Raw genomic sequence first — 19513 nt, 5'->3', positions numbered from 1 at the left:
GTTTTCTTCGTGCGGCGCGGCGGCCCGTACCGTCAGGCCGCCAGGGTCTCGCCGATCTGCTGTTTGATCTTCTTCATGGCGTTCTTCTCGAGCTGGCGGATGCGCTCGGCGGATACGCCATAGACGTCGGCCAGCTCGTGAAGGGTCGACTTGTCGTCGCTCAGCCAGCGCTGCTGGAGGATGTCGCGGGAGCGCTCGTCGAGCCCCTCCAGCGCCATCTGCAGGCGGCGGGTGGCGTCGGCCTCCCAGTCGCTGTCCTCGAGCTGGGTCGCCGGGTCCTGGCTGGCGTCGTCCAGATAATGGACCGGCGCCTGGTAGGCGGTCTCCTCGTCCTCCCCCGGCGCGGCATCGAAGCCGGCGTCGTGGGCGGACAAGCGCCCCTCCATCTCGCGCACGACCTCGGGCTTGACGTCGAGATCCTTGGCAATGGCCTCGACCTCGTCGGTGTTCAGCCAGGCCAGGCGCTTCTTGGCGCTGCGCAGGTTGAAGAACAGCTTGCGCTGCGCCTTGGTGGTGGCGATCTTGACGATCCGCCAGTTGCGCAGCACGAACTCGTGAATCTCGGCCTTGATCCAGTGTACGGCGAAGGACACCAGACGCACGCCCTGGCGCGGATCGAAACGCTTGACCGCCTTCATCAGGCCGACGTTGCCTTCCTGGATCAGGTCGGCCTGAGCCAGGCCATAGCCGGAATAGCTTCGCGCGATGTGTACGACGAAGCGCAGATGCGACATCACCAGACGGCGCGCCGCCTCGAGGTCGCCCTCGTCGTGCAGACGGAAGGCCAGGTCACGCTCCTCGTCGACGGTCAGCATGGGGATGCCGTTCACCGCCTGGATGTAGCCGTTGAGGTCGTGGCCCGGGGAAAGGTGGCCCACCGGCAGAAGACTGGTGCTCATGTGCAAAATGTCTCCGTTGAAGCCCGTGTGTGGAATCCCTTGTATGGAAACCCGTACTGGGAACCTGAGTCGCCGCATTGGATAGCGGCTTACCGATTTGGTTCCGGCAGTATTCCCGATTCGCAAATGCGTCGCTAGCGGGGCCGGATCTGAGCCAGGTGCCGACTCACGGCGATCCAGGCGCCCAGCCAGCCCAACAGTGTACTACAGCCGAGCAGGGTTGCCGACCCCGTGAAGCCGAGCCCCGGCAGCGTGAACGTCGCGCCGTAGCTGGCCGCCAGCGCGGAAATCGGCGCCGCCAGCCAGTTGCCGCCGAGGGTCAAGAGCCCGCAGGCGAGCAGGCCGCCGCCCAAGCCATACCAGGCCCCGCTGTAGAGGAAGGGACGGCGCACGAAGGCATGGGTGGCGCCGATCAGGGTCACCACCTCGATCTCCTGGCGTCGATTCTCCACCGCCAGGCGAACAGTGTTGCCGACCACCAGCAGCACCCCGAGGCCGAACAGCACGGCGAGCCCCAGGCCGACCCGGCGGCCCAGCTCGGCCAGGCGACCGAGGCGCTCCAGCCAGGCCAGGTCCAGGCGCACCTCCTCGACCCCGGCCACCTCCTCCAGGTCGCCGGCCAGGCGCTTCACCGCCGCCGGCGCGGGGTCGTCGGGGCGAATCACCACGCTGGCCGGCAGCGGATTGCCCGGCAGCCGCGCCAGGGCATCCTCCAGCCCCAGCGCCTGCTGGAATTCGGCCATGCCCTCGGCGGCGGTGATCAGGCGCGTGCCGGCCACGCCATCGTGGGCGGCGAGGGCCTCGACGATGCGCCCCGCCTCGGCGTCCCCGACGCGATCCTCCAGGTAAACGGTGACGGTCGCGCTCTCGTCGAGCTCGGCATCGAGCAGTCGTGCCCCGTCCAGGGTCAGCCACAGGCCCGCGGGCAGCACCAGGGCGATGGCGATGGCGAGCATGGTCAGCAGGCTGCTCAGCGAGTGGCGCAGCAGCCGACGGGCACTGTCCAGCGCCATGGCCCGGTGGTGGCGCAGCCAGCTGCGCCAGCGGCCGCCGGAGGACGGACGCTGGGCACGGGCGCCACGGCGGGCAGGCGTCTCTCGGCTCATGAGGCCTCCTCGTCGGCCACCAGACGCCCTTCGTGGAGGCGCAGGGTACGGTGGCGCAGCCGGGCGATCAGCGCCAGATCGTGGCTGGCGATCATCACCGTGGTGCCGATGCGGTGGAAATCCTCGAACAGGCGCATGATGTCCGCCGAAAGCTGGGGATCCAGGTTGCCGGTGGGCTCGTCGGCCAGCAGCAGGGAGGGCTTGTTGACCACCGCCCGGGCGATGCCCACGCGCTGCTGCTCGCCGCCGGAAAGCTCGATCGGCAGCGCCTTCTCGCGGTGCAGCAGCCCCACCTTGTCCAGCGCGGCGCGCACCCGCCGCGCCGCCTCCCTCGGCTCGGCGCCCTGGATCTCCAGCGGCAGCGCCACGTTGTGATAGATCGAGCGGTCGAACAGCAGCTGGTGATCCTGGAACACCACGCCGATCTGGCGCCGGTAGAACGGCACCTGGCTGTGATGCAGGCGGTCGATGTCATGACCGGCGACCAGGATGCGCCCGCGGCTGGGCCGCTCCAGGCGCATCAGCAGCCGCAGCAGCGAGCTCTTGCCGGCCCCGGAGTGGCCGGTGAGAAACACCATCTCGCCGCGGCGCACGCGGAAGTCGAGATTGGCGAGCGCCTCGAAGCGCCCGCCGTAGCGCTTGCCGACGTGCTCGAAGGCGATCATGCCGAGGCGTCGTCGCGGTCGAACAGGGCGTCGACGAACTCCCGGGCATGGAAGGGACGAAGATCGTCCAGGGTCTCGCCGACGCCGATGAAGCGGATCGGCGTGCCCAGCTGCTGGGCCAGGGCGAAGATGACGCCGCCCTTGGCGGTGCCGTCGAGCTTGGTCAGGGTGATGCCGGAGACCGGCACCGCCTCGTTGAAGGTGGACGCCTGGGACAGCGCGTTCTGACCGGTGCCGGCATCCAGCACCAGCATCACCTCATGGGGCGCCTGCTCGTCGAGCTTGCCCATCACCCGACGCACCTTCTTGAGTTCCTCCATCAGGTGCGCCTTGTTGTGCAGCCGGCCGGCGGTGTCGGCGATCAGCACGTCGACGCCTCGGGCGCGGGCCGCGGCCAGGGCATCGTAGACCACCGAGGCGCTGTCGGCGCCGGTGTGCTGCGCCACCACCGGCACGTCGTTGCGTTCGCCCCAGACCTTGAGTTGCTCCACGGCGGCGGCGCGGAAGGTATCGCCGGCGGCCAGCATCACGCTGCGGCCCTCACGCTGGAAGCGCTGGGTCAGCTTGCCGATGGTGGTGGTCTTGCCGACACCGTTGACGCCGACCACCAGGATCACGAACGGCCCCTCGCCCTTGGGCGGCAGCTCGAGCGGCGCGGTGACGCCCTCGAGCAGGGTCGCCAGCTCCTCCTGCAGGGCCTTGTACAGCGCCTCGGGGTCCTTGAGCTCCTTGCGCGACACACGGTCGGTGAGGCGGTCGATGATCTCGGTGGTGGCCTCGATGCCCACGTCCGCCATCAGCAGCTGGGTCTCGAGCTCCTCCATCAGATCGTCGTCGATCTGCTTGCGGCCCATGAACAGGCCGGCGAGCCCTTCGGTCAGGTTGGCGCGTGTCTTGCCCAGCCCCTCGCGCATGCGCGCGAACAGGCCCTTCTTCTTGCCCTTGGGCTTCTCGCGGGCCTCGGCCCTGGGCGTCTCCCTCGGCGCCGGAGCGGGCTCGGGCTCGGGCTCGGGCTCGGGCTCAACGGCAGGCTCGGGCTCGGCGGCCTGTTCGGGCTCTGGCTCTGGCTCTGGCTCTGGCTCAGGTTCCGGCTCGGCCTGCGGTTGAACGACGGACTCGGCCTCGGGCTCCGCGGCCGGCGGTTCGGCGTCTGCCACCTCGGGCGTCTCGGGCTCGGACGCCCGGGGCGTTCCGGGCGCCTCTACCGGCGCGGGTTCGGCGTCTGACGCGGGGGCCTCGGGCTCCTCGACCGGCTCAGGCTCAACGGCCGGCTCGGGCGCTGCGGACGCCTCGGTTTCATCGTCGCGCTCGGCGACGGGGGCGGGCTCGGTCGCCGGGGCGGGCTGCGCCTCGGTCGGCGTCTCGGCCTCCGGCTCGGCCGTCGCGGCATCAGGCGCCTCCTCCTGCTCGACCTCGGGGGTCTGCTGGGGCTCCTGCTGCTGCTCTTGCTGCTTCTTCTTGCGCTTGAAAAAACCGAACATGGGGGGATTCAGCCTCGCGGGTGAACGAATCGCCACATCCTACCATCGCGCACCATGACTGTGGACAAGGCGCCCGCTACAATCGGCGCCCATGAGCCGACGACGCCCCTCCTCCCGTTCCTCGACGCCTGGCCGCCCCCGCGGCAAGCAGGCGACCTCCCGCCCCGCCGGGCAGCTGCGCATCATCGGCGGCGACCATCGCCGCCGCCGGCTGCCGGTGCTGGACAGCCCGGGCCTGCGCCCCACGCCGGACCGGGTCCGCGAGACGCTGTTCAACTGGCTGGGCATGGCCACGCCCGGCGCCCGGGTGCTGGACCTGTTCGCCGGCACCGGCGCCCTGGGCCTGGAGGCGCTCTCGCGCGGCGCCGCCGAGGCGACGCTGGTGGAGCGCGACACGCGGGTCGCCCGGGCGCTGTCGGACAACCTGGCGACGCTTGGCATCGCGTCCGCCGAGGTCGCCGTCGCCGACGCGCTCGGCTACCTCGAGGCCGGACTCGGCGAGGCGCGGTCGCCCTTCTCGCTGGTCTTCCTCGACCCGCCCTTCCGCCAGGGCCTCGCCGCGGCCTGCTGCCGCGCGCTCGAGGCCGGTTGGCTGGCGGCGGACGCCTGGATCTACGTGGAGACCGAGTCGGAGCTCACGCCGGCGGTGCCGAGCGGCTGGCGGCTGCATCGCGAGGTGCGGGCCGGCGACAGCACCGGGCGGCTCTATCACCGCCCGGACACGGCCGGCGCGTCGCCCGACGACGACGCTTGCTGAGCCCCCTCCACGGCGTTAGTCTGCCGCTGCAGGACGCCAATCACGGGCCCCGCCCCGCCGACATCGTCAGGAGAAACGGATGAGCATCGAACTCTTCAACCAGCTCGAACAGAAGGTATCCAGCGCCGTCGAGGCACTGGAATTGATGAAACTGGAAGCCGAGGAGCTGCGCGAGGAAAACGCCCGCCTCAAGCAGGAGCGTGAGGAATGGGAGCGTCGCCTGTCCGCGCTGCTGGGCAAGTTCGACGATGTCGAGACCGGCAACACCGCCGAACAGCAGGCCGGCTGACGTCCCGGACCGCTCCGCCCCTGGCCGGTCCGTCGTGCGTCAGGCCAGGGGGCGGGACATCAGCAACGCGTCCTCGCGTTCGGTGCCGGCCAGCGGCGGATAGTAGCCGCGCCGGCGCCCGTCTTCCGCGAATCCCGCCCGCCGATACAGCGCGATCGCCGCGGCATTGCCTGCCCTGACCTCCAGCAGCAGCCGCTCGGCGCCCCCTTCGCGGGCGCGTTCGACGACCGCGGCCAGCAGCTTTCCTGCCAGCCCCTCGCCGCGCCGTTCCGGTGCGATGAGAATGCTCTCGAGCTCGGCATCGAAGGGCTGACGCGACACCACCGCGTGGCCGATCAGCCCTGCCGCATCTTCCAGCCCCAGCACCGCGTATTCCGCCGCCGCCAGCGCCTGCTCGAGCCGCGTCGCCGACCAGGGATGAGCTTGGCCGCTCGCCTCAAGTTCGATCAGCGCCGAAAGATCGGGAAGGCCCAGCGCGCGCAGGCGAGGCTCAGGCATCGCCTTTCGCCTCACCCTTTGCCTCACCCTTCCACTCACGACGCCAGTCGAGCAGCCGCGGCCAGAGATCGCGCTTGGCCTCGGCGCTTTCCGCCAGGGTCTCCAGCGCCGGCCCCTGCCAGGCCGGCAGGTCCAGCGCCGTCGAGCGCCCGTCGTCGATCGCCAGCACCCGCGTCAGGGTGGCGTCGTCACCGAACACCAGCAGCCGTTCCGGCGCCCAGCCGCGACGCGCGCGGCCGGCCAGGAAGGCCCCGAGCCCCTGGCGCGCCTCGTCCAGCGGCGCCTGCACCTCCAGGCCTTCGATCTGGGGCCAGTGGAAGGGTTCGAAGGCCGGCGCATGCTCCGGGGTGACACCGGCGGCCCGCAGCAGGTTGACCAGCAGCCGCTGCGCCAGCGGCGAGGGGGACGCCTCGCCAGGCTGTACCACCAGCCAGCGCCCGTCCAGGCAGGCCACCTGCAGGGCGAAGCGCAGGGCCTCCCGGGACTCGTCGGCGGCAGCCTCCCGGGCAGGTGCCGACGCAACGGGCGGCGGCGTCTCCTCGGGAGCCGCCTCGGGCACCAGCCCGCCAAGCAGCGCACGCGCCTTGCGCTCGCCCGGCGGCGGACGCACGGGCGCCTCCGCCGCAGGCGACGCGGGGACGGTCGGTGCAGGAGACGCCTCCGCGGGCGCGTCCAGCAACGCCTGCAGGCGCTCGCCGGGCGCCTGCCGGGCGCCATCGTCCGGCGTCGGCAGCTCCCACTCGCAGGCCTCGGTCTCTCGGGCGTTGGGCAGCCGGTAGCGCGCCGTCCAGGCCGTCAGGCCCATGGCCTCCAGGTACTGCAGCCGCTGGGGCTCGGTGGTCACGACTGACCGCCGCCCCGGCAGTTCGGGGAGTCCGGGCGCGCTGCGCCGCGGGCCTGCCACTCCTCCGGGGTGTAAGGGTGCAGCGCCAGGGCGTGCACGGGGCCGGCCAGCTCGTCGGCCAGCAGCGCATAGATCTGCTGGTGACGCTTGACCGGCATGATGCCGGCGAAACGCGGCGACACCACGGTCACCTTGAAGTGGGTCTCGGAATTCGGCGGCACATGGTGCATGTGGCTCTCGTTCTCCACCGTCAGGTAGGTGGGCTCGAGGGCCTGGAGCTTGTGCTCGATGGTCGACTGGATGCTCATCTCGGCGTTCCGCTGGTGAGTGTCGGGAGTCATTGTACGCTTTCGGCCGCGGCGCGACGACGGGCGCGCAGCGCCTCGCCGGCCAGCGAGACACGCCCGAGGCTGGCCAGCAGCGACAGGCCGGTGGCCGCCATGCCGGCCCACAGCGTCGCCTGCACAGGTGCCCCGGCGGCCAGGCAGGCGCCGACCAGCGCCACGCCCAGGGACTGCCCCACGGTGCGCGTGGTGCTCATCACGCCGGAGGCATTGGCGCTCTTCTCGGCCGGCACGCTGCCCATCAGCTCGCGATTGTTGGGCGGCTGGAAGAAGCCGAAGCCGAGCCCGCACAGCGCGGTGCGCCACAGGCAGTCGATCACCTCGGCGTCGGCCTCGAGCATCGCCAGGCTGCCCAGGCCGACCATCAGCAGCACCAGGCCCGCCGAGCTCAACAGGCTGGGGTTGAAACGATCGGCCAGCCGACCGGCGAGCGGCCCGGCCACCATGATCGTCAGCGGCCAGGGGGTGAACAGCCAGGCGGTCTCCAGCGGCGAGAAGCCCATCTCCTGCTGGTAGAGGAAGGACAGGGCAACGAAAGCCAGCCCTTGGCCGACGAAGGCCAGCCCCTGGGAGGACACCGCCAGGCTGAAGCGGCGCTCGGCGAACATCGACAGCGCCATCAGCGGATAGGGCGCGCGGCGCTGGCGGGCCAGGAAGGCGGCGCCGGCGATCAGGCTGAGGGCAAGCCAGCCCAGCGTCTCGAGACCGGGGAGCTCGGCGCCGTTGCCGTCCATGGCCACGAAGAAAGCGCCCAGCGTGACCATGGCCAGCAGCGCCCCCCAGCCGTCGAAGCCGCCGCGGCGGCCCGGCTCCCTGGGCAGCGCCCGCCAGGCCAGCACGACCGCTCCCATCGCCGGCAGCGCCGGCAGCGCGAACAGCCACGGCCAGCGGGCCACCGAGAGGATCGAACCGCCCAGCGCGGGACCCGCGGCGTAGCCGATGCCCACCACCAGCGAGCTCAGCCCCAGGGCACTGCCCAGCAGCCGCGAGGGAAAGATGGCGCGATACAGCGAGGGTCCGATCGACAGCGTCGCCGCCGCCGCCACGCCCTGCAGGGCGCGGAACGCCAGCAGCGCCTCCAGGCTGCGCGACAGCGCGCAGCCCAGCGCGGCGATGGCAAACAGCACCAGCCCGCCCATGTAGATCCGGCGCCGGCCGACCAGCTCGCTCAAGGCGGCGAAGACCAGCAGGAAGGCCGCGCAGGTCACCTGGAAGAGGTTGGTCACCCACACCGCATCGGCCGGCGCCACCTCGAGATCGGCGGCGATGGAGGGCAGCGCCAGGTTGACCATGGAGTTGTCCATCACCGCCATGGTGGTGCCGAGAATCAGCGCCAGCACGGCGAGACGGCGTTCGGAACCCGGCAGGCCATCGTCGCCGGGGCGGTTCGAGAAGAGTCGGCTCATGTGTGATCGTCGCTGACAAGAAAACCGGCCGAAGCCGGTTTTCTCGAGGTTTGCCTGCCAGGCGGAATCAGGATCAGTCCTGGTCCGTTTCCAGCAGCAGATTATCGTCCACTTCGGCCACTTCCAGGGCCGCCTCGTCATCGAGGTCGACGGCCAGGTAGCTGTACTCGAAGTGCAGGAAGCGCTGGAACAGCGCCCAGTCGAGGGTCTCGGGCCACTGACGCTCGTCTTCTTCCCAGGCGCGCAGCTCGGTCTCGAGGATCTCGAGATAGCGCTCGCGGACGAAGGCCTCGAGGGCCTCGGGGGTATCCATCTCGGGGATCAGATAGACGGTGCTTTCCCTTTCGACGTCGCCGAGCGAGAGGTCGTCGTCACCCAGGGTGGGCTCCAGGGCGTTGACCCAGTCGACGAAGTGCTGGGTCGGCCTGACGCTCAGGGCGGAACGGTTAAGCAGTTTCATCACGGTCTCCTCGACGTCGAAACGCTGCCATTATGGGCGCCAGGGGCGCTCCTTACCAACACTTCCCGATCAACCTGCCGTATGTAGGGCTGAGCGGTCACCCAAGAAGCCCGCGGAAGGAAGCGAGCTAGACCCGAGTAGGCGACGTCGGCTGGCGCAGGGCAACGCGAACACGCTATGAACCCTTCCCTGGGCGCTCCCTTCTTCATCCCTGAAGAAGGAGGTTCGCTTATCCCTGTGCCAGCCTTGGAGCGTCGAACAGTTTCAGTCCACCTGCGGGCGCATGGCCGGGAACAGCAGCACATCGCGGATGGAAGCGCTGTCGGTCAGCAGCATCACCAGGCGGTCGATGCCGATGCCCTGGCCGGCGGTCGGCGGCAGGCCGTACTCCAGCGCGCGCACGTAGTCGGCGTCGTAGTACATGGCCTCGTCGTCGCCGGCCTCCTTCTCGGCCACCTGGGCGGCGAAGCGCTCGGCCTGGTCCTCGGCGTCGTTGAGCTCCGAGAAGCCGTTGGCGATCTCGCGGCCGCCGACGAAGAACTCGAAGCGCTCGGTGACGAAGGGATCGCTGTCCTTGCGACGCGCCAGCGGGCTGACCTCGGTCGGATAGTCGGTGATGAAGGTCGGCTGCTGCAGGCGATGCTCGACGGTCTTCTCGAAGATCTCGATCTGCACCTTGCCCAGGCCCCAGCCGTCCTTGACGTCGATGTCCAGGCGCTCGGCGATCTGGCGCGCGGCGGTCTCGTCGGCCAGCGACTCGGCATGGATGTCCGGGTTGTACTCGAGAATGGCGTCGAACACGCTCAGCCGGCGCAGCGGCTGGCCGAAGTCGTACTCGTAGCTCTCCAGCACCTCGCCCTCGGCGTCGCGCACGGTGTTGGTGACCACGGTGCTGCCCAGCACCCTCTGGGTGACCTCGCGCAACATGGCCTCGGTCAGATCCATCAGGTCCTGGTAGTCGGCGTAGGCCTGGTAGAACTCGACCATGGTGAACTCGGGGTTGTGCCGGGTCGACAGCCCCTCGTTGCGGAAGTTGCGGTTGATCTCGAACACCCGCTCGAAGCCACCCACCACCAGGCGCTTGAGGTAGAGCTCCGGCGCGATGCGCAGGTACATGTCGATGTCCAGCGCGTTGTGGTGAGTGATGAAGGGCCGGGCCGTGGCGCCGCCGGGGATCGGCTGCAGCATCGGGGTCTCGACTTCCATGAAGCCGTGATCCTCGAAGAAGCGGCGCATGGCGCTGATCACGCCGGCGCGGGTCTGGAAGACCTCGCGGGAATCCGGGTTCATGATCAGGTCCACGTAGCGCTGGCGATAGCGGGCTTCCATGTCGGTCAGGCCATGGAACTTGTCCGGCAGCGGGCGCAGGCTCTTGGTCAGCAGGCGCGCCTCTTCCATCATCACGTAGAGGTCGCCCTTGCCCGACTTGTGCACCGGGCCGCGGCCGGCCACGATGTCGCCGATATCCCAGCCCTTGATGTCCTCGAGCACGTCCGCCGGCAGGCCCTTCTTGTCGACGTAGAGCTGGATCTGGCCGCTGGCGTCCTGGATGACGATGAACGGTCCGCGCTTGCGCATGATGCGCCCGGCCACGGCCGCGGGACGCGCCAGCGCCTCGAGCTCGGGCTTGTCCTTGTCACCCAGCTCGGCAGCCAGTTCGGCGGCGGTGCTGTCGCGACGAAAATCGTTGGGGAAGGCACTGCCGCCGTCGGTGGCGGCGCGCTCGCGGCGCTCGGCCAGCTTGCCGCGGCGCTCCGCGATCAGGTGGTTCTCGTCCTGGGAAGTGTCCTGGTTAGCCATGTCGCTACCTGTTGAAATCATGGTGTCGAATACAGAGACATCTCACCTAGAGCCGCGCGAGCGACGCCGAGACAAGGCGCCCCTCGGACAGAGCGCGGAGTTGACGAGTCGTCAATGAGCATCTCTGGCCGAGGGGCAACGCCGTATCGGCGAGCGCAGCAGGCTATAGGCCTTGTTTGAGGCTCGCCTCGATGAACGGGTCCAGATCGCCGTCCAGCACCTTGTCGCAGTTGCTGGACTGCACGCCGGTGCGCAGATCCTTGATGCGCTGGTCGTCCAGCACGTAGGAGCGGATCTGGCTGCCCCAGCCGATGTCGGCCTTGGAGTCCTCGGCGGCCTGCTTGGCCGCGTTGCGCTTCTCCATCTCGTGTTCCCACAGCTTCGCCTTGAGCTGTTTCATGGCGAAGTCGCGGTTGGCGTGCTGGCTGCGCTGACTCTGGCAGGCCACCACGATGCCGGTCGGCTCGTGGGTGATACGTACCGCCGAGTCGGTGGTGTTGACGTGCTGACCGCCGGCGCCGCTGGAACGATAGGTATCGACACGCAGGTCCGAGGGATTGATCTCGATCTCGAAGCTGTCGTCCACTTCCGGCGACAGGAACACCGAGGCGAAGGACGTGTGGCGACGGCCGCCGGAGTCGAACGGGCTCTTGCGCACCAGGCGATGCACGCCGGTCTCGGTGCGCAGCCAGCCGAAGGCGTACTCGCCCTGGATATGCACGGAAGCGGACTTGATGCCCGCCACCTCGCCGGCGGAGAGCTCGGTGATCTCGGCCTTGAAGCCGTGATGCTCGACCCAGCGCAGGTACATGCGCAGCAGGATGTTGGCCCAGTCCTGGGCCTCGGTGCCGCCGGAGCCCGCCTGGATGTCGAGATAGGCGTTGTTCTCGTCCATCTCGCCGGAGAACATGCGCCGGAACTCGAGTTTCTCGAGGCTTGCCTGGAGGTTCTCCAGCTCGCGCTGGACCTCCTCGACGGTGCCCTCGTCCTCTTCCATCTCGGCCAGCTCCAGCAGGTCCTGGCTGTCCGCCAGCCCCTGGTCCAGCTCATCGATGGTGGCGACGATGGCCTCGAGGGTCGCCCGTTCCTTGCCCAGTTTCTGGGCATGGTCCGGGTCGCTCCAGACGTCGGGGTCCTCGAGCTCGCGGGTGACTTCCTCTAGCCGATCTTTCTTTTCGGCATAGTCAAAGATACCCCCTCAGGACGTCTGTCCGCTCAGACAGGTCCTTGATGAGGTGGTTGATCGGATTGGTTTCCAGCATGGGGTTCGCCTGAATCCAAGGGAGATGAGGCGCGCGCCGGCGCCGGGCGCCAGCGGCGGAGAAAAGACGGGCATTGTAGCGAAATGCGCCGCCAGCGGCCATCCCGCGCAGCGGCACAAAGACGGCGACCCGGCCGGTGGCCGGGTCGCGCGAGGCGGAGCGTCCGCGGTGTCTGGCAAGGCGTCGGCTAGAAGCGATAGTCCACCGACAGCGCGAAGACGTCAGCTTCCACCTCGTACTCGCCGGACAGGTTGCCGCGGCTGGCGTTCTCGTTGGTCAGGGTGGCGTCCTGGTCCATGTCGACGTCGTCGCCGAAGATGCGCAGATAGCCGGCGGTGATGCCGAGGTTCTCGGTCGGCTGGTAAGTCGCGCCGAGGGAGGCCCAGCGGCGATCGGCGTCCGGCACCCGCGGGGTGCGATGCCGTGCATCCGGCACCGGGGTCTGGTCGATGCCCAGGCCGCCGCGCAGCGTCCACTGCGGGTTCAGCGCGTAGCTCGCCCCCACCGAGAAGGCCCAGGTATCATCCCAGTTCTCGGTGGTGGTGCTCAGTTCCCGCCCCTCAGATTCGACGACGAGCTCGTCGAAGCTGCTCCACTCGGTCCACTCGGCGTTGGCCATCAGCGCCAATCGATCCGTCAGCTGGTGATAGACCCCCAGATTCAGGTTGGCCGGCGTGGTCAGGTCGGCCTTTCCGCCGGCGTCCTGCAGCTGCCCACCGGCCTGTGCACCAGCCAGCACCATCTGACCCGCGGCACTGTCGGCACTATATTCAACGTCACCGTCGAGCGTCAGATCGATCTCTGAGCGATAGCTGATCCCGAAGCGGGTCCGCTCGGTAGCCTGGTAGAGAGCCCCGAGGGTATAACCATAACCCCAGTCATCGCCCGTGACCTCGGCCATACCATCCGCATTCCCAACCAACGCTGGATTGCCGGACTGACTACCGAGATCAATCGCGTTAGATAACGTCGCATCGGCGTACTGCGCCCGCAGCCCCACGGCCAGATTGAGCCGCTCGGTGGCGCGATAGTTAAGGGTCGGCTGGAAATCGATCGTCTTCAGCTCGGTCTCGATGGCGTGATAGCGGCCGATCCAGTCCTCGTCGTACTTGGTGGAGAGCCCGTAGGGCGAGTAGATCGCCAGCCCCAGATCCCACTGATCGTTCAACCGGGTCTTGGCGGCGAAACTCGGCACCCAAGCGGACTCGCCCCCCTCACCGGAGGCTCCGGCCGTGTAGGGCATGCCGGCCACGTTCGAGGCGTCGGCATCGTGCAGCTCGAAGGTGGCGTCGATGTAGGACACCCCGCCGGCCACCTGGCTGCCGTCGATGTTGCCGATGGCGGCCGGGTTATGGGCCATGAAGCTGACGTCCTCGGCACCGGCGGCGGTGTTGGAGAAGGCGTTGGCCAGGGTCTTGGCGCTTTGCTCGCGCACCTGGAAGCCCGCGGCGGAGGCCTGGGCGGAAACGAGCGCCGCGGAGGCCAGGGCGACGGCGGCGGCGAGCTTGCGAGACGTGAAAGGCAGGGGCATGGCGCGGCTCCTAACGTTGCTGTTGTTATGGTGATGACGCGGCTGCCCGACAGTGTCGTCAGAACTCATCGCACGGATCAAGGACAAACGACCGTTTAAATCCAATTTTTCCTAATACTTTGGTGGCACGTTCGTTTCATCTTCATGCGCAACAATGACTTGCCTTCTCATCCTGCCCACCCTTCCGAGCCCTGCGCCTGCATCTTGACCCTTGTGTAACCCAAGGGTTTTACACTCTGAGTATTCCCTTATCAGGAGACGCAAGGCATGAAGGTCAGCGAACTCGCCCGCCAGGCCGGCGTCACCGCCGAGACCGTGCGCCACTACACCCGCGAGGGGCTGCTGCGACCCGAGCGGAACCCGGACAACGGCTACCAGCTGTTCGACGATGCCGACCTGCGCCGGCTGCGTTTCATCCAGCGCGCCCGCACCCTGGGCTTCGGTGTCGCCGAGATTCGCGAGATCCTTGAGCAGTCCGACCACGGCGACTCCCCCTGCCCGCTGGTGCGCGACCTGCTGGCTCGGCGCCTGCCGGAGATCCGCCACCGCATCCGCGAGCTCGAGGCCCTGGCCGAGCGCATGGAGGAAGCGCTGGCGGCCTGGGAGCACCTGCCCGACGGCACCCCGGACGGCCACAGCCTGTGTCGCCTGATCGAGAGCTTCCCCGAGCCGCTGGAGCCTACCGCCAGGAAAGCGACGCCCAAGGAGACATCGTCATGAGCACAACGATACGCCTCGAGCGCACCGTGCCCGGCATGAGCTGCCAGGGCTGCGTGAAACGCATGCGCGAAGCCATCCAGGCCGAAGACGCCGAGGCCGAGGTCACCGGCACGCCGGCCGAGCGTCGCCTCGAGGTCATCTCCTCGCTCGGCGATGCCGAGCTCGACCGCGTGCTCGCGGACGCCGGCTATCCTGCCGAGTCGCCTTCCGACCCCGCGGACAGCGGCGACGGGGCGCCTGCCCCGCGCGAGCGCACCGTGCCCGCCATGAGCTGCCAGGGCTGCGTGAAGCGCATGCGCGAGGCCATCCAGGCCGAAGACGCTGAGGCCGAGGTCACCGGCACGCCGGCCGAGCGTCGCCTCCAGGTCATCTCCTCGCTCGGCGATGCCGAGCTCGACCGCGTGCTCGCGGACGCCGGCTATCCTGCCGAGGCGTCGTCCATCGAGCCGACCGCCAACACCGAGACCAATGCCGAGCCGGCCCCCGACTCCGCACCGGAACCGGCGCCGACATCGACGGCGGCGTCCGCTGGCGACGGCGCCACCACTCAGCGCCTGTCGATCACCGGCATGACCTGCGCCGGCTGCGTGAAGAGCGTGCAGCAGGCGCTGGAGCGCACGCCGGGGGTCGAATCGGCCACGGTCAACCTCGGCAACCATACCGCCCAGGTACGCGGCAGCGCCGACACCCAGGCGCTGATCGACGCCGTGGACGCGGTGGGCTACGGCGCCGAGCCGATCCTCGACCTGCGCCAGGCCGAGCAGGTCCGGGCCGAGCGCGACGTCGAGGAATATCGCCGCCGGATGCGCGGCAGCGTCCTGTCGCTGGCATTGGCCGTGCCGCTGATGGTCAGCATGTTCGTCTACCATCCCCAGCCGCTCGGCGCCGGGCGCTGGTTCTGGCTGACAGTGGGCCTGCTGACCCTGGCGGTGATGGCCGGGCCCGGCCGGCACTTCTTCCGCAACGCCTGGAAGAACCTGCGCCATCACCAGGCCAACATGGACACCCTGATCGCCATGGGCACCGGCACCGCCTGGCTCTACTCCATGGCGGTGGTGACCTTCGCCGAGGCCCTGCCCGAAATGGCCCGCGGCCTCTACTTCGAGGCCTCGGCGATGGTGATCGGCCTGGTGCTGCTGGGCAACGCCCTGGAGCTGAAGGCCAAGGGCCGCACCAGCGACGCCCTGCGCCGCCTGCTCGACCTGCAGAGCCGCACCGCCCGGGTGATCCGCGACGGCCAGGAGCAGGAGGTCGACATCGACGAGGTGCGCGAGGGCGACCGGCTGCGCGTGCGCCCCGGCGAGCGCCTGCCGGTGGACGGCGAGGTGCTCGAGGGCGAGAGCCATCTCGACGAGTCCATGCTCACCGGCGAGCCCAACCCGGTGGCCAAGGCGGCCGGCGACGAGGTCAGCGCCGGCACCGTCAACGGCCAGGGCGGGCTGGTCTATCGGGCCACCCGCGTGGGCGCCGACACCCGGCTCGGCCGCATCACCGAGCAGGTGGCCCGCGCCCAGGCCTCACGGCCGCCCATCGGCCGGCTCGCCGACACCATTTCCGGCATCTTCGTGCCGTCGGTGATGATCATCGCCGTGCTCACCGCGCTGATCTGGTTCAACGTCGGCACCGAGCCGCGGGTGCTGCACATGCTGGTCACCGCCAGCACGGTGCTGATCATCGCCTGCCCCTGCGCGCTGGGCCTGGCGACGCCGATCTCCACCATGATCGGCGTCGGCAAGGCCGCCGAGCACGGCGTGCTGGTGAGAAGCGGCGAGGCGCTGCAGACCGCCAGCCATCTCACCACCCTGGTGGTGGACAAGACCGGCACCCTCACCGAGGGCAAGCCCCGGCTGACCGAGGCCCACTTTTTCTCCGACACAGGCCTCGCCGGTGACGAGCGGGCGGCGCTCGGCTGGGTGGCGGCGCTGGAGCGCGGCTCCGAGCACCCGCTGGCCACCGCCCTGCTCGCCCACGCCGAGCAGCAAGGCGCGGAGGCGGCCGAGATCCAGGACTTCACCAGCGTGACCGGCGGCGGCGTGCGCGCCCGCACGGCCGACGGCCGGACGCTGCTGCTGGGCAACACTCGGCTGCTCGAGGAGGCCGGTATCGACCTCGGCGCGGGCCAAGCGCGCGTCGACGAGCTCGAGGGCCAGGCACGTACCGTGGTCCAGCTGGCCGTCGACGGTGAGCTCGTCGCCCTGTTCGGCGTCAGCGACCCGCTGCGCGCCGACGCCCGGGCCGCGGTCGCGCGCCTGCGGGACGAGGGGCTGACCCTCGTGATGCTGACCGGCGACAACGAACACACCGCCCGCGCCATCGCCGACGAGGTCGGCATCGACGAGGTTCGCGCCGGGCTGCTGCCCGAGGACAAGCACGCCGAGATCGAGCGGCGCCAGGCCAACGGCGAGACGGTCGGCATGGTCGGCGACGGCATCAACGACGCCCCGGCCCTGGCCCGGGCCGACGTCGGCTTCGCCATCGGCCAGGGCACCGACGTGGCCATCGAGAGCGCCGGCATCACCCTGATGCGCGACTCGCTGCACGGCGTGGCCGACGCCATAGCCATCAGCCGCGCCACCCTGACCAACATCAAGCAGAACCTGGTGGGCGCCTTCGGCTACAACGTGCTCGGCATCCCCATCGCCGCCGGCGCGCTCTATCCGCTGACCGGCAGCCTGCTGTCGCCGGTGATCGCCGGCGCCGCCATGTCGGCCTCGTCGATCACCGTGGTCGGCAACGCCAGTCGCCTGCGCAGGTTCCGCCCCCAGGGGGCCGCCGCGCCCGACGAGACCACTTCTTCCGCGCAACAGGAGGCATCCGCATGAGCTGGATCGTCAATCTCGCCGGCCTGGCGCTGATCGCCCTGATCGCCTGGTGGTTCTGGGGCCAGCGCTGACCGACGCCCGGGGCCGCCGACGCTACGCTTAAGAGACGAAGCCAAAGGGAGGATGCCCGATGCCCGAACTCAACGGCGTGCTGGAAACGGCCCTCTACGTGGCGGACATGCCCCGGGCCCGGCGCTTCTTCGAGACGGTGATGGGGCTCAGCCCCTTCACCGCCGACCATCGCTTCACCGCCTATGACGCCGGCGCCGGCACGGTGCTGCTGCTGTTTCTCGACGGCGAGACCGGCGAGACGGTGGTGCTGCCCGGCGAGATGGGCACCATCCCGCCCCACGACGGCGCCGGCCGGGTGCACATGGCCTTCGCCATCGCCGCGCCGGCGCTGTCCGACTGGGAGGCCCGGCTGGGCGAGCATGGCGTGGCGATCGAGGGCCGCACCCACTGGCCGCGGGGCGGGGAAAGCGTGTATTTCCGTGATCCCGACGGCCATCTGCTGGAGCTGGCCACCCCGGGGGTATGGCCGACCTACTGAGGCCGCTCTCTGGAGAGCGTACTCTTTATTCGGCCGCGACCCCGACGGCCACCTGCTGGAGCTGGCGACCCCGGTGGGGTATGGCCAACCTACTGAGACCGCTCTCTGGAGAGCGTGCTCTTTATTCGGCCGCGCCCCCCACGGCCACCTGCTGGAGCTGGCGACCCCGGGGGTATGGCCGACCTACTGATCGCTTAACGCACCGGCGCGGCATGCTCGACCATCAGCTGCAGCGATTCGCGGCCGCGCCAGCGGTTGCGGTTGAGCTTGTAGGCGCAGTGCAGCCGGTCGCCGACGCCGAAGGCCGGCACCTCGCCCGGGGTCAGCGCCCGGAACCAGATCGCCCTGGTCGACACCGGGCCGGCCGAGAGCTCCATCATCAGGTGATTGCCCTCGGCGCCCACCGGGCGCAGCGACTCGACCAGGAACTCGCCTTCGAACAGCGGCGGGTCGAACTCGCGGCCGTAAGGGCCGAGCGCCTCCAGCTCGTCGAGGGTGGCGAGACTCAGCTGGGCCGGTGCCAGTTCGCCGTCGGTGAAGACCTTCGGAAACAGCTCGGTGTCGCCGAGCTGCTCGCGAACCGCCTGCAGGAAGGCGGTGCGGAAGGCCTCGAGGGATTCCATCGGCACGCCGACGCCGGCGGCGCCGCGGTGGCCGCCGAAGCGCGGCAGCGCCTCGGGGGCGAGCTCGAAGGTGCGCTGCAGGGCGTCGCGCAGGTGCAGCGCCTCGATGGAGCGCCCCGAGCCGGTCAGCATGCCGGCCTGGGCGGCCGGGGTCAGCACCAGGGTCGGCCGACCGAAGGCCTGCACCAAGCGTGAGGCGACGATGCCCTGCACCCCGGGATGGCCATCCTCGAGATAGACCACCAGCGCCGGCGCGTCCTCGGCCAGCTGCGGCCGGGCCAGCGCCCTCGCCTGCTCGGCCATGTCCGCCTCGATGGCCTTGCGCGACTGGTTGTCCTGATCGAGCGTCTCCAGGTGCCGCGCCGCCGTGGCATCGTCCGCCGCCAGCATGAAATGCAGCGCGGCGTAGGGGTCGTCGAGCCGCGAGCGGGCGTTGATCCGCGGGCCCATCTGGAAGGCCAGGGTCTCGGCGTCGAAGGGCACGCTGTCGGCGCCCAGCCGCTCGGCCATGGTCCGCCAGCAGGCCGCCTCCATGCGATTGATCAGCGCCAGCCCCTGGGTGACCACGGCGCGGTTGGCCGCACTGCCGCCCAGCGACACGCAGTCGGCCACGGTGCCCAGTGCCACGTAGGACAGCCAGGGCGACAGCTTGGGGGTGGCGGCCGGCAGCACGCCCCACTCGATCAGCACCGACCGGGCCAGCGACATGGTCAGCCAGGCGACCATGCAGCCGGCGATGGTCGGGTCCGGGTAGTCGCAGTCGTCGCGGGTCGGGTTGACGGTGGCGAAGGCCGAGGCCGGCGGCCCCTCCACCGGCAGCGCGTGGTGGTCGCTGACGACCACGTCGATGCCGGCGGCCTTGAGCCGGGCGATGCGCGGCTCGTCGCTGCTGCCGCAGTCGGCGGTGATCACCAGGCTCGGCCGCGGCGAGAGCTTCAGCGTGCGCTCCACCAGCGGCAGGCTGATGCCGTAGCCGTCGTGGATGCGGTGGCCGATCAGGCTGTGCAGCCTGTCTTCCGGCACGCCGAACAGTTCGTTCAGGGTGCGCCGGATCACCACGTGGGAGGTGATGCCGTCGACGTCGTAGTCGGTGAGGATGCCGATGTGCTCGCCCTCGACCACCGCCTTGGCGATGCGCTCGGCGGCGGGCCGCGCGTCCCTGAGCAGCTCGGGATGCGCCAGGTGGCGCAGGCTGGGCGACACCAGCGGCGCGAGCTCGCCGCTGTGCCCGGGCAGGCGCCCGGCCAGCACGCGGGCCTGCAGCGGCGTCAGCCCCTCCGCCAGGGCGCGGGCCTCCAGGGCCTCGTCGCGGGGACGCGGCAGGATGCGGGGCGTCAGCGAAGCGTCGGGGTCGGGCGTCGGGATAGCGTCCACGGAAACTCCTGGAGATGACGGCAAGACGCCCGGCGAACCGGGCGTCATGGGGGCAACGGTGATACCGGGGAGCCGCCGGGGA

General features: G+C 69.9%; 18 protein-coding genes. 5 read left to right on the top strand and 13 right to left on the bottom strand.

All coding sequences use genetic code 11. The features are described 5' to 3' along the window. Positions 1-32 precede the first annotated feature (32 nt). The 4 genes from rpoH to ftsY form a co-directional block, all read right to left on the bottom strand. Entirely contained in the window at positions 33-899 is an 867-nt protein-coding gene (rpoH, locus tag CVH10_RS03170; protein ID WP_106487804.1) for an RNA polymerase sigma factor RpoH, read from the bottom strand. Positions 900-1033: 134 nt separating this feature from the next. After that, a complete protein-coding gene (gene ftsX, locus CVH10_RS03165; protein WP_046078389.1) occupies positions 1034-2005 on the bottom strand; it encodes a permease-like cell division protein FtsX in 972 nt (323 codons plus the stop codon). Further along, complete coding sequence (ftsE, locus tag CVH10_RS03160) at positions 2002-2670, bottom strand: cell division ATP-binding protein FtsE (protein WP_035592751.1); 669 nt, start codon at positions 2668-2670, stop codon at positions 2002-2004. The genes ftsX and ftsE overlap by 4 nt, the downstream gene beginning before the upstream one ends. Then, on the bottom strand, positions 2667-4151 hold the full coding sequence (ftsY, locus tag CVH10_RS03155; protein ID WP_106487803.1) for a signal recognition particle-docking protein FtsY: 1485 nt from the start codon (positions 4149-4151) through the stop codon (positions 2667-2669). Before ftsY ends, ftsE begins: the two co-directional genes overlap by 4 nt. 91 nt (positions 4152-4242) lie before the next feature. Between ftsY and rsmD the strand changes: the two genes are divergently transcribed. Then, a complete protein-coding gene (rsmD, locus tag CVH10_RS03150; protein ID WP_106487802.1) occupies positions 4243-4908 on the top strand; it encodes a 16S rRNA (guanine(966)-N(2))-methyltransferase RsmD in 666 nt (221 codons plus the stop codon). Between the two features lie 79 nt (positions 4909-4987). After that, positions 4988-5197, top strand: a complete 210-nt coding sequence (locus CVH10_RS03145; protein ID WP_035592757.1) for a cell division protein ZapB — start codon at positions 4988-4990, stop codon at positions 5195-5197. A 39-nt stretch (positions 5198-5236) separates the two neighbouring features. Here CVH10_RS03145 and rimI read toward each other — a convergent pair whose 3' ends face one another. The 8 genes from rimI to CVH10_RS03105 form a co-directional block, all read right to left on the bottom strand. Beyond that, positions 5237-5695: a ribosomal protein S18-alanine N-acetyltransferase gene (gene rimI, locus CVH10_RS03140; protein ID WP_035592758.1), complete on the bottom strand. Its 459-nt coding sequence runs from the start codon at positions 5693-5695 to the stop codon at positions 5237-5239. After that, a complete protein-coding gene (locus CVH10_RS03135; protein ID WP_106487801.1) occupies positions 5688-6539 on the bottom strand; it encodes a hypothetical protein in 852 nt (283 codons plus the stop codon). The genes rimI and CVH10_RS03135 overlap by 8 nt, the downstream gene beginning before the upstream one ends. Continuing rightward, positions 6536-6847, bottom strand: a complete 312-nt coding sequence (locus CVH10_RS03130) for a BolA family transcriptional regulator (protein WP_035592761.1) — start codon at positions 6845-6847, stop codon at positions 6536-6538. The genes CVH10_RS03135 and CVH10_RS03130 overlap by 4 nt, the downstream gene beginning before the upstream one ends. Positions 6848-6876: 29 nt before the next feature. Then, positions 6877-8289 carry an MFS transporter gene (locus CVH10_RS03125; RefSeq protein ID WP_106487800.1) on the bottom strand — a complete coding sequence of 471 codons (1413 nt, stop codon included), beginning with the start codon at positions 8287-8289 and terminating at the stop codon, positions 6877-6879. 73 nt (positions 8290-8362) lie between these two features. After that, a complete protein-coding gene (locus tag CVH10_RS03120; protein ID WP_035592764.1) occupies positions 8363-8749 on the bottom strand; it encodes a hypothetical protein in 387 nt (128 codons plus the stop codon). 264 nt (positions 8750-9013) lie between these two features. After that, positions 9014-10549 carry a lysine--tRNA ligase gene (gene lysS, locus CVH10_RS03115; protein ID WP_035592765.1) on the bottom strand — a complete coding sequence of 512 codons (1536 nt, stop codon included), beginning with the start codon at positions 10547-10549 and terminating at the stop codon, positions 9014-9016. Between the two features lie 163 nt (positions 10550-10712). Beyond that, a protein-coding gene (prfB, locus tag CVH10_RS03110; RefSeq protein WP_106487799.1) for a peptide chain release factor 2 occupies positions 10713-11811 on the bottom strand; the annotation gives its coding sequence in 2 pieces (ribosomal slippage) (positions 10713-11735 and positions 11737-11811; 1098 coding nt in all). Positions 11812-11998: 187 nt separating this feature from the next. Continuing rightward, positions 11999-13342 (bottom strand): OmpP1/FadL family transporter, encoded by a 1344-nt coding sequence (locus CVH10_RS03105; protein WP_106487798.1) that lies wholly within the window; start codon positions 13340-13342, stop codon positions 11999-12001. A 267-nt stretch (positions 13343-13609) separates the two neighbouring features. On the opposite strand from CVH10_RS03105, the gene CVH10_RS03100 reads away from it, so the two are divergent. The 3 genes from CVH10_RS03100 (at position 13610) to CVH10_RS03090 (ending at position 17434) form a co-directional block, all read left to right on the top strand. Next, entirely contained in the window at positions 13610-14062 is a 453-nt protein-coding gene (locus CVH10_RS03100; RefSeq protein ID WP_035592768.1) for a MerR family transcriptional regulator, read from the top strand. Positions 14063-14328: 266 nt separating this feature from the next. Beyond that, positions 14329-16884: a heavy metal translocating P-type ATPase gene (locus tag CVH10_RS03095; RefSeq protein WP_106487985.1), complete on the top strand. Its 2556-nt coding sequence runs from the start codon at positions 14329-14331 to the stop codon at positions 16882-16884. A gap of 130 nt (positions 16885-17014) precedes the next feature. Continuing rightward, entirely contained in the window at positions 17015-17434 is a 420-nt protein-coding gene (locus CVH10_RS03090; RefSeq protein ID WP_106487797.1) for a VOC family protein, read from the top strand. A 194-nt stretch (positions 17435-17628) separates the two neighbouring features. Here the strand turns inward: CVH10_RS03090 and CVH10_RS03085 are convergent, their stop codons facing one another. Continuing rightward, the gene (locus CVH10_RS03085; RefSeq protein WP_106487796.1) at positions 17629-19431 is read right to left on the bottom strand and encodes a DHH family phosphoesterase; all 1803 of its coding nucleotides are present in this window, start codon (positions 19429-19431) and stop codon (positions 17629-17631) included. Positions 19432-19513 lie beyond the last annotated feature (82 nt).

It is taken from the genome of Halomonas sp. ND22Bw (genome assembly GCF_003011945.1).
GTDB classification, from domain to species: domain Bacteria; phylum Pseudomonadota; class Gammaproteobacteria; order Pseudomonadales; family Halomonadaceae; genus Halomonas; species Halomonas halophila.
The sequence above is the reverse complement of the archived record's forward strand: the minus strand, read 5'-3'. Positions and strand labels throughout refer to the sequence as shown.

What these genes read in the sequence shown, in the direction of transcription:
- CVH10_RS03145 (WP_035592757.1), top strand. Translation starts at nt 4,988, where the DNA reads ATGAGCATCGAACTCTTCAACCAGCTCGAACAGAAGGTATCCAGCGCC.
- ftsE (WP_035592751.1), bottom strand. Translation starts at nt 2,670, where the DNA reads ATGATCGCCTTCGAGCACGTCGGCAAGCGCTACGGCGGGCGCTTCGAG.
- CVH10_RS03125 (WP_106487800.1), bottom strand. Translation starts at nt 8,289, where the DNA reads ATGAGCCGACTCTTCTCGAACCGCCCCGGCGACGATGGCCTGCCGGGT.
- ftsY (WP_106487803.1), bottom strand. Translation starts at nt 4,151, where the DNA reads ATGTTCGGTTTTTTCAAGCGCAAGAAGAAGCAGCAAGAGCAGCAGCAG.
- lysS (WP_035592765.1), bottom strand. Translation starts at nt 10,549, where the DNA reads ATGGCTAACCAGGACACTTCCCAGGACGAGAACCACCTGATCGCGGAG.
- CVH10_RS03090 (WP_106487797.1), top strand. Translation starts at nt 17,015, where the DNA reads ATGCCCGAACTCAACGGCGTGCTGGAAACGGCCCTCTACGTGGCGGAC.
- ftsX (WP_046078389.1), bottom strand. Translation starts at nt 2,005, where the DNA reads ATGAGCCGAGAGACGCCTGCCCGCCGTGGCGCCCGTGCCCAGCGTCCG.
- rimI (WP_035592758.1), bottom strand. Translation starts at nt 5,695, where the DNA reads ATGCCTGAGCCTCGCCTGCGCGCGCTGGGCCTTCCCGATCTTTCGGCG.
- CVH10_RS03095 (WP_106487985.1), top strand. Translation starts at nt 14,329, where the DNA reads ATGAGCTGCCAGGGCTGCGTGAAGCGCATGCGCGAGGCCATCCAGGCC.
- rsmD (WP_106487802.1), top strand. Translation starts at nt 4,243, where the DNA reads ATGAGCCGACGACGCCCCTCCTCCCGTTCCTCGACGCCTGGCCGCCCC.
- rpoH (WP_106487804.1), bottom strand. Translation starts at nt 899, where the DNA reads ATGAGCACCAGTCTTCTGCCGGTGGGCCACCTTTCCCCGGGCCACGAC.
- CVH10_RS03105 (WP_106487798.1), bottom strand. Translation starts at nt 13,342, where the DNA reads ATGCCCCTGCCTTTCACGTCTCGCAAGCTCGCCGCCGCCGTCGCCCTG.
- CVH10_RS03120 (WP_035592764.1), bottom strand. Translation starts at nt 8,749, where the DNA reads ATGAAACTGCTTAACCGTTCCGCCCTGAGCGTCAGGCCGACCCAGCAC.
- CVH10_RS03130 (WP_035592761.1), bottom strand. Translation starts at nt 6,847, where the DNA reads ATGAGCATCCAGTCGACCATCGAGCACAAGCTCCAGGCCCTCGAGCCC.
- CVH10_RS03100 (WP_035592768.1), top strand. Translation starts at nt 13,610, where the DNA reads ATGAAGGTCAGCGAACTCGCCCGCCAGGCCGGCGTCACCGCCGAGACC.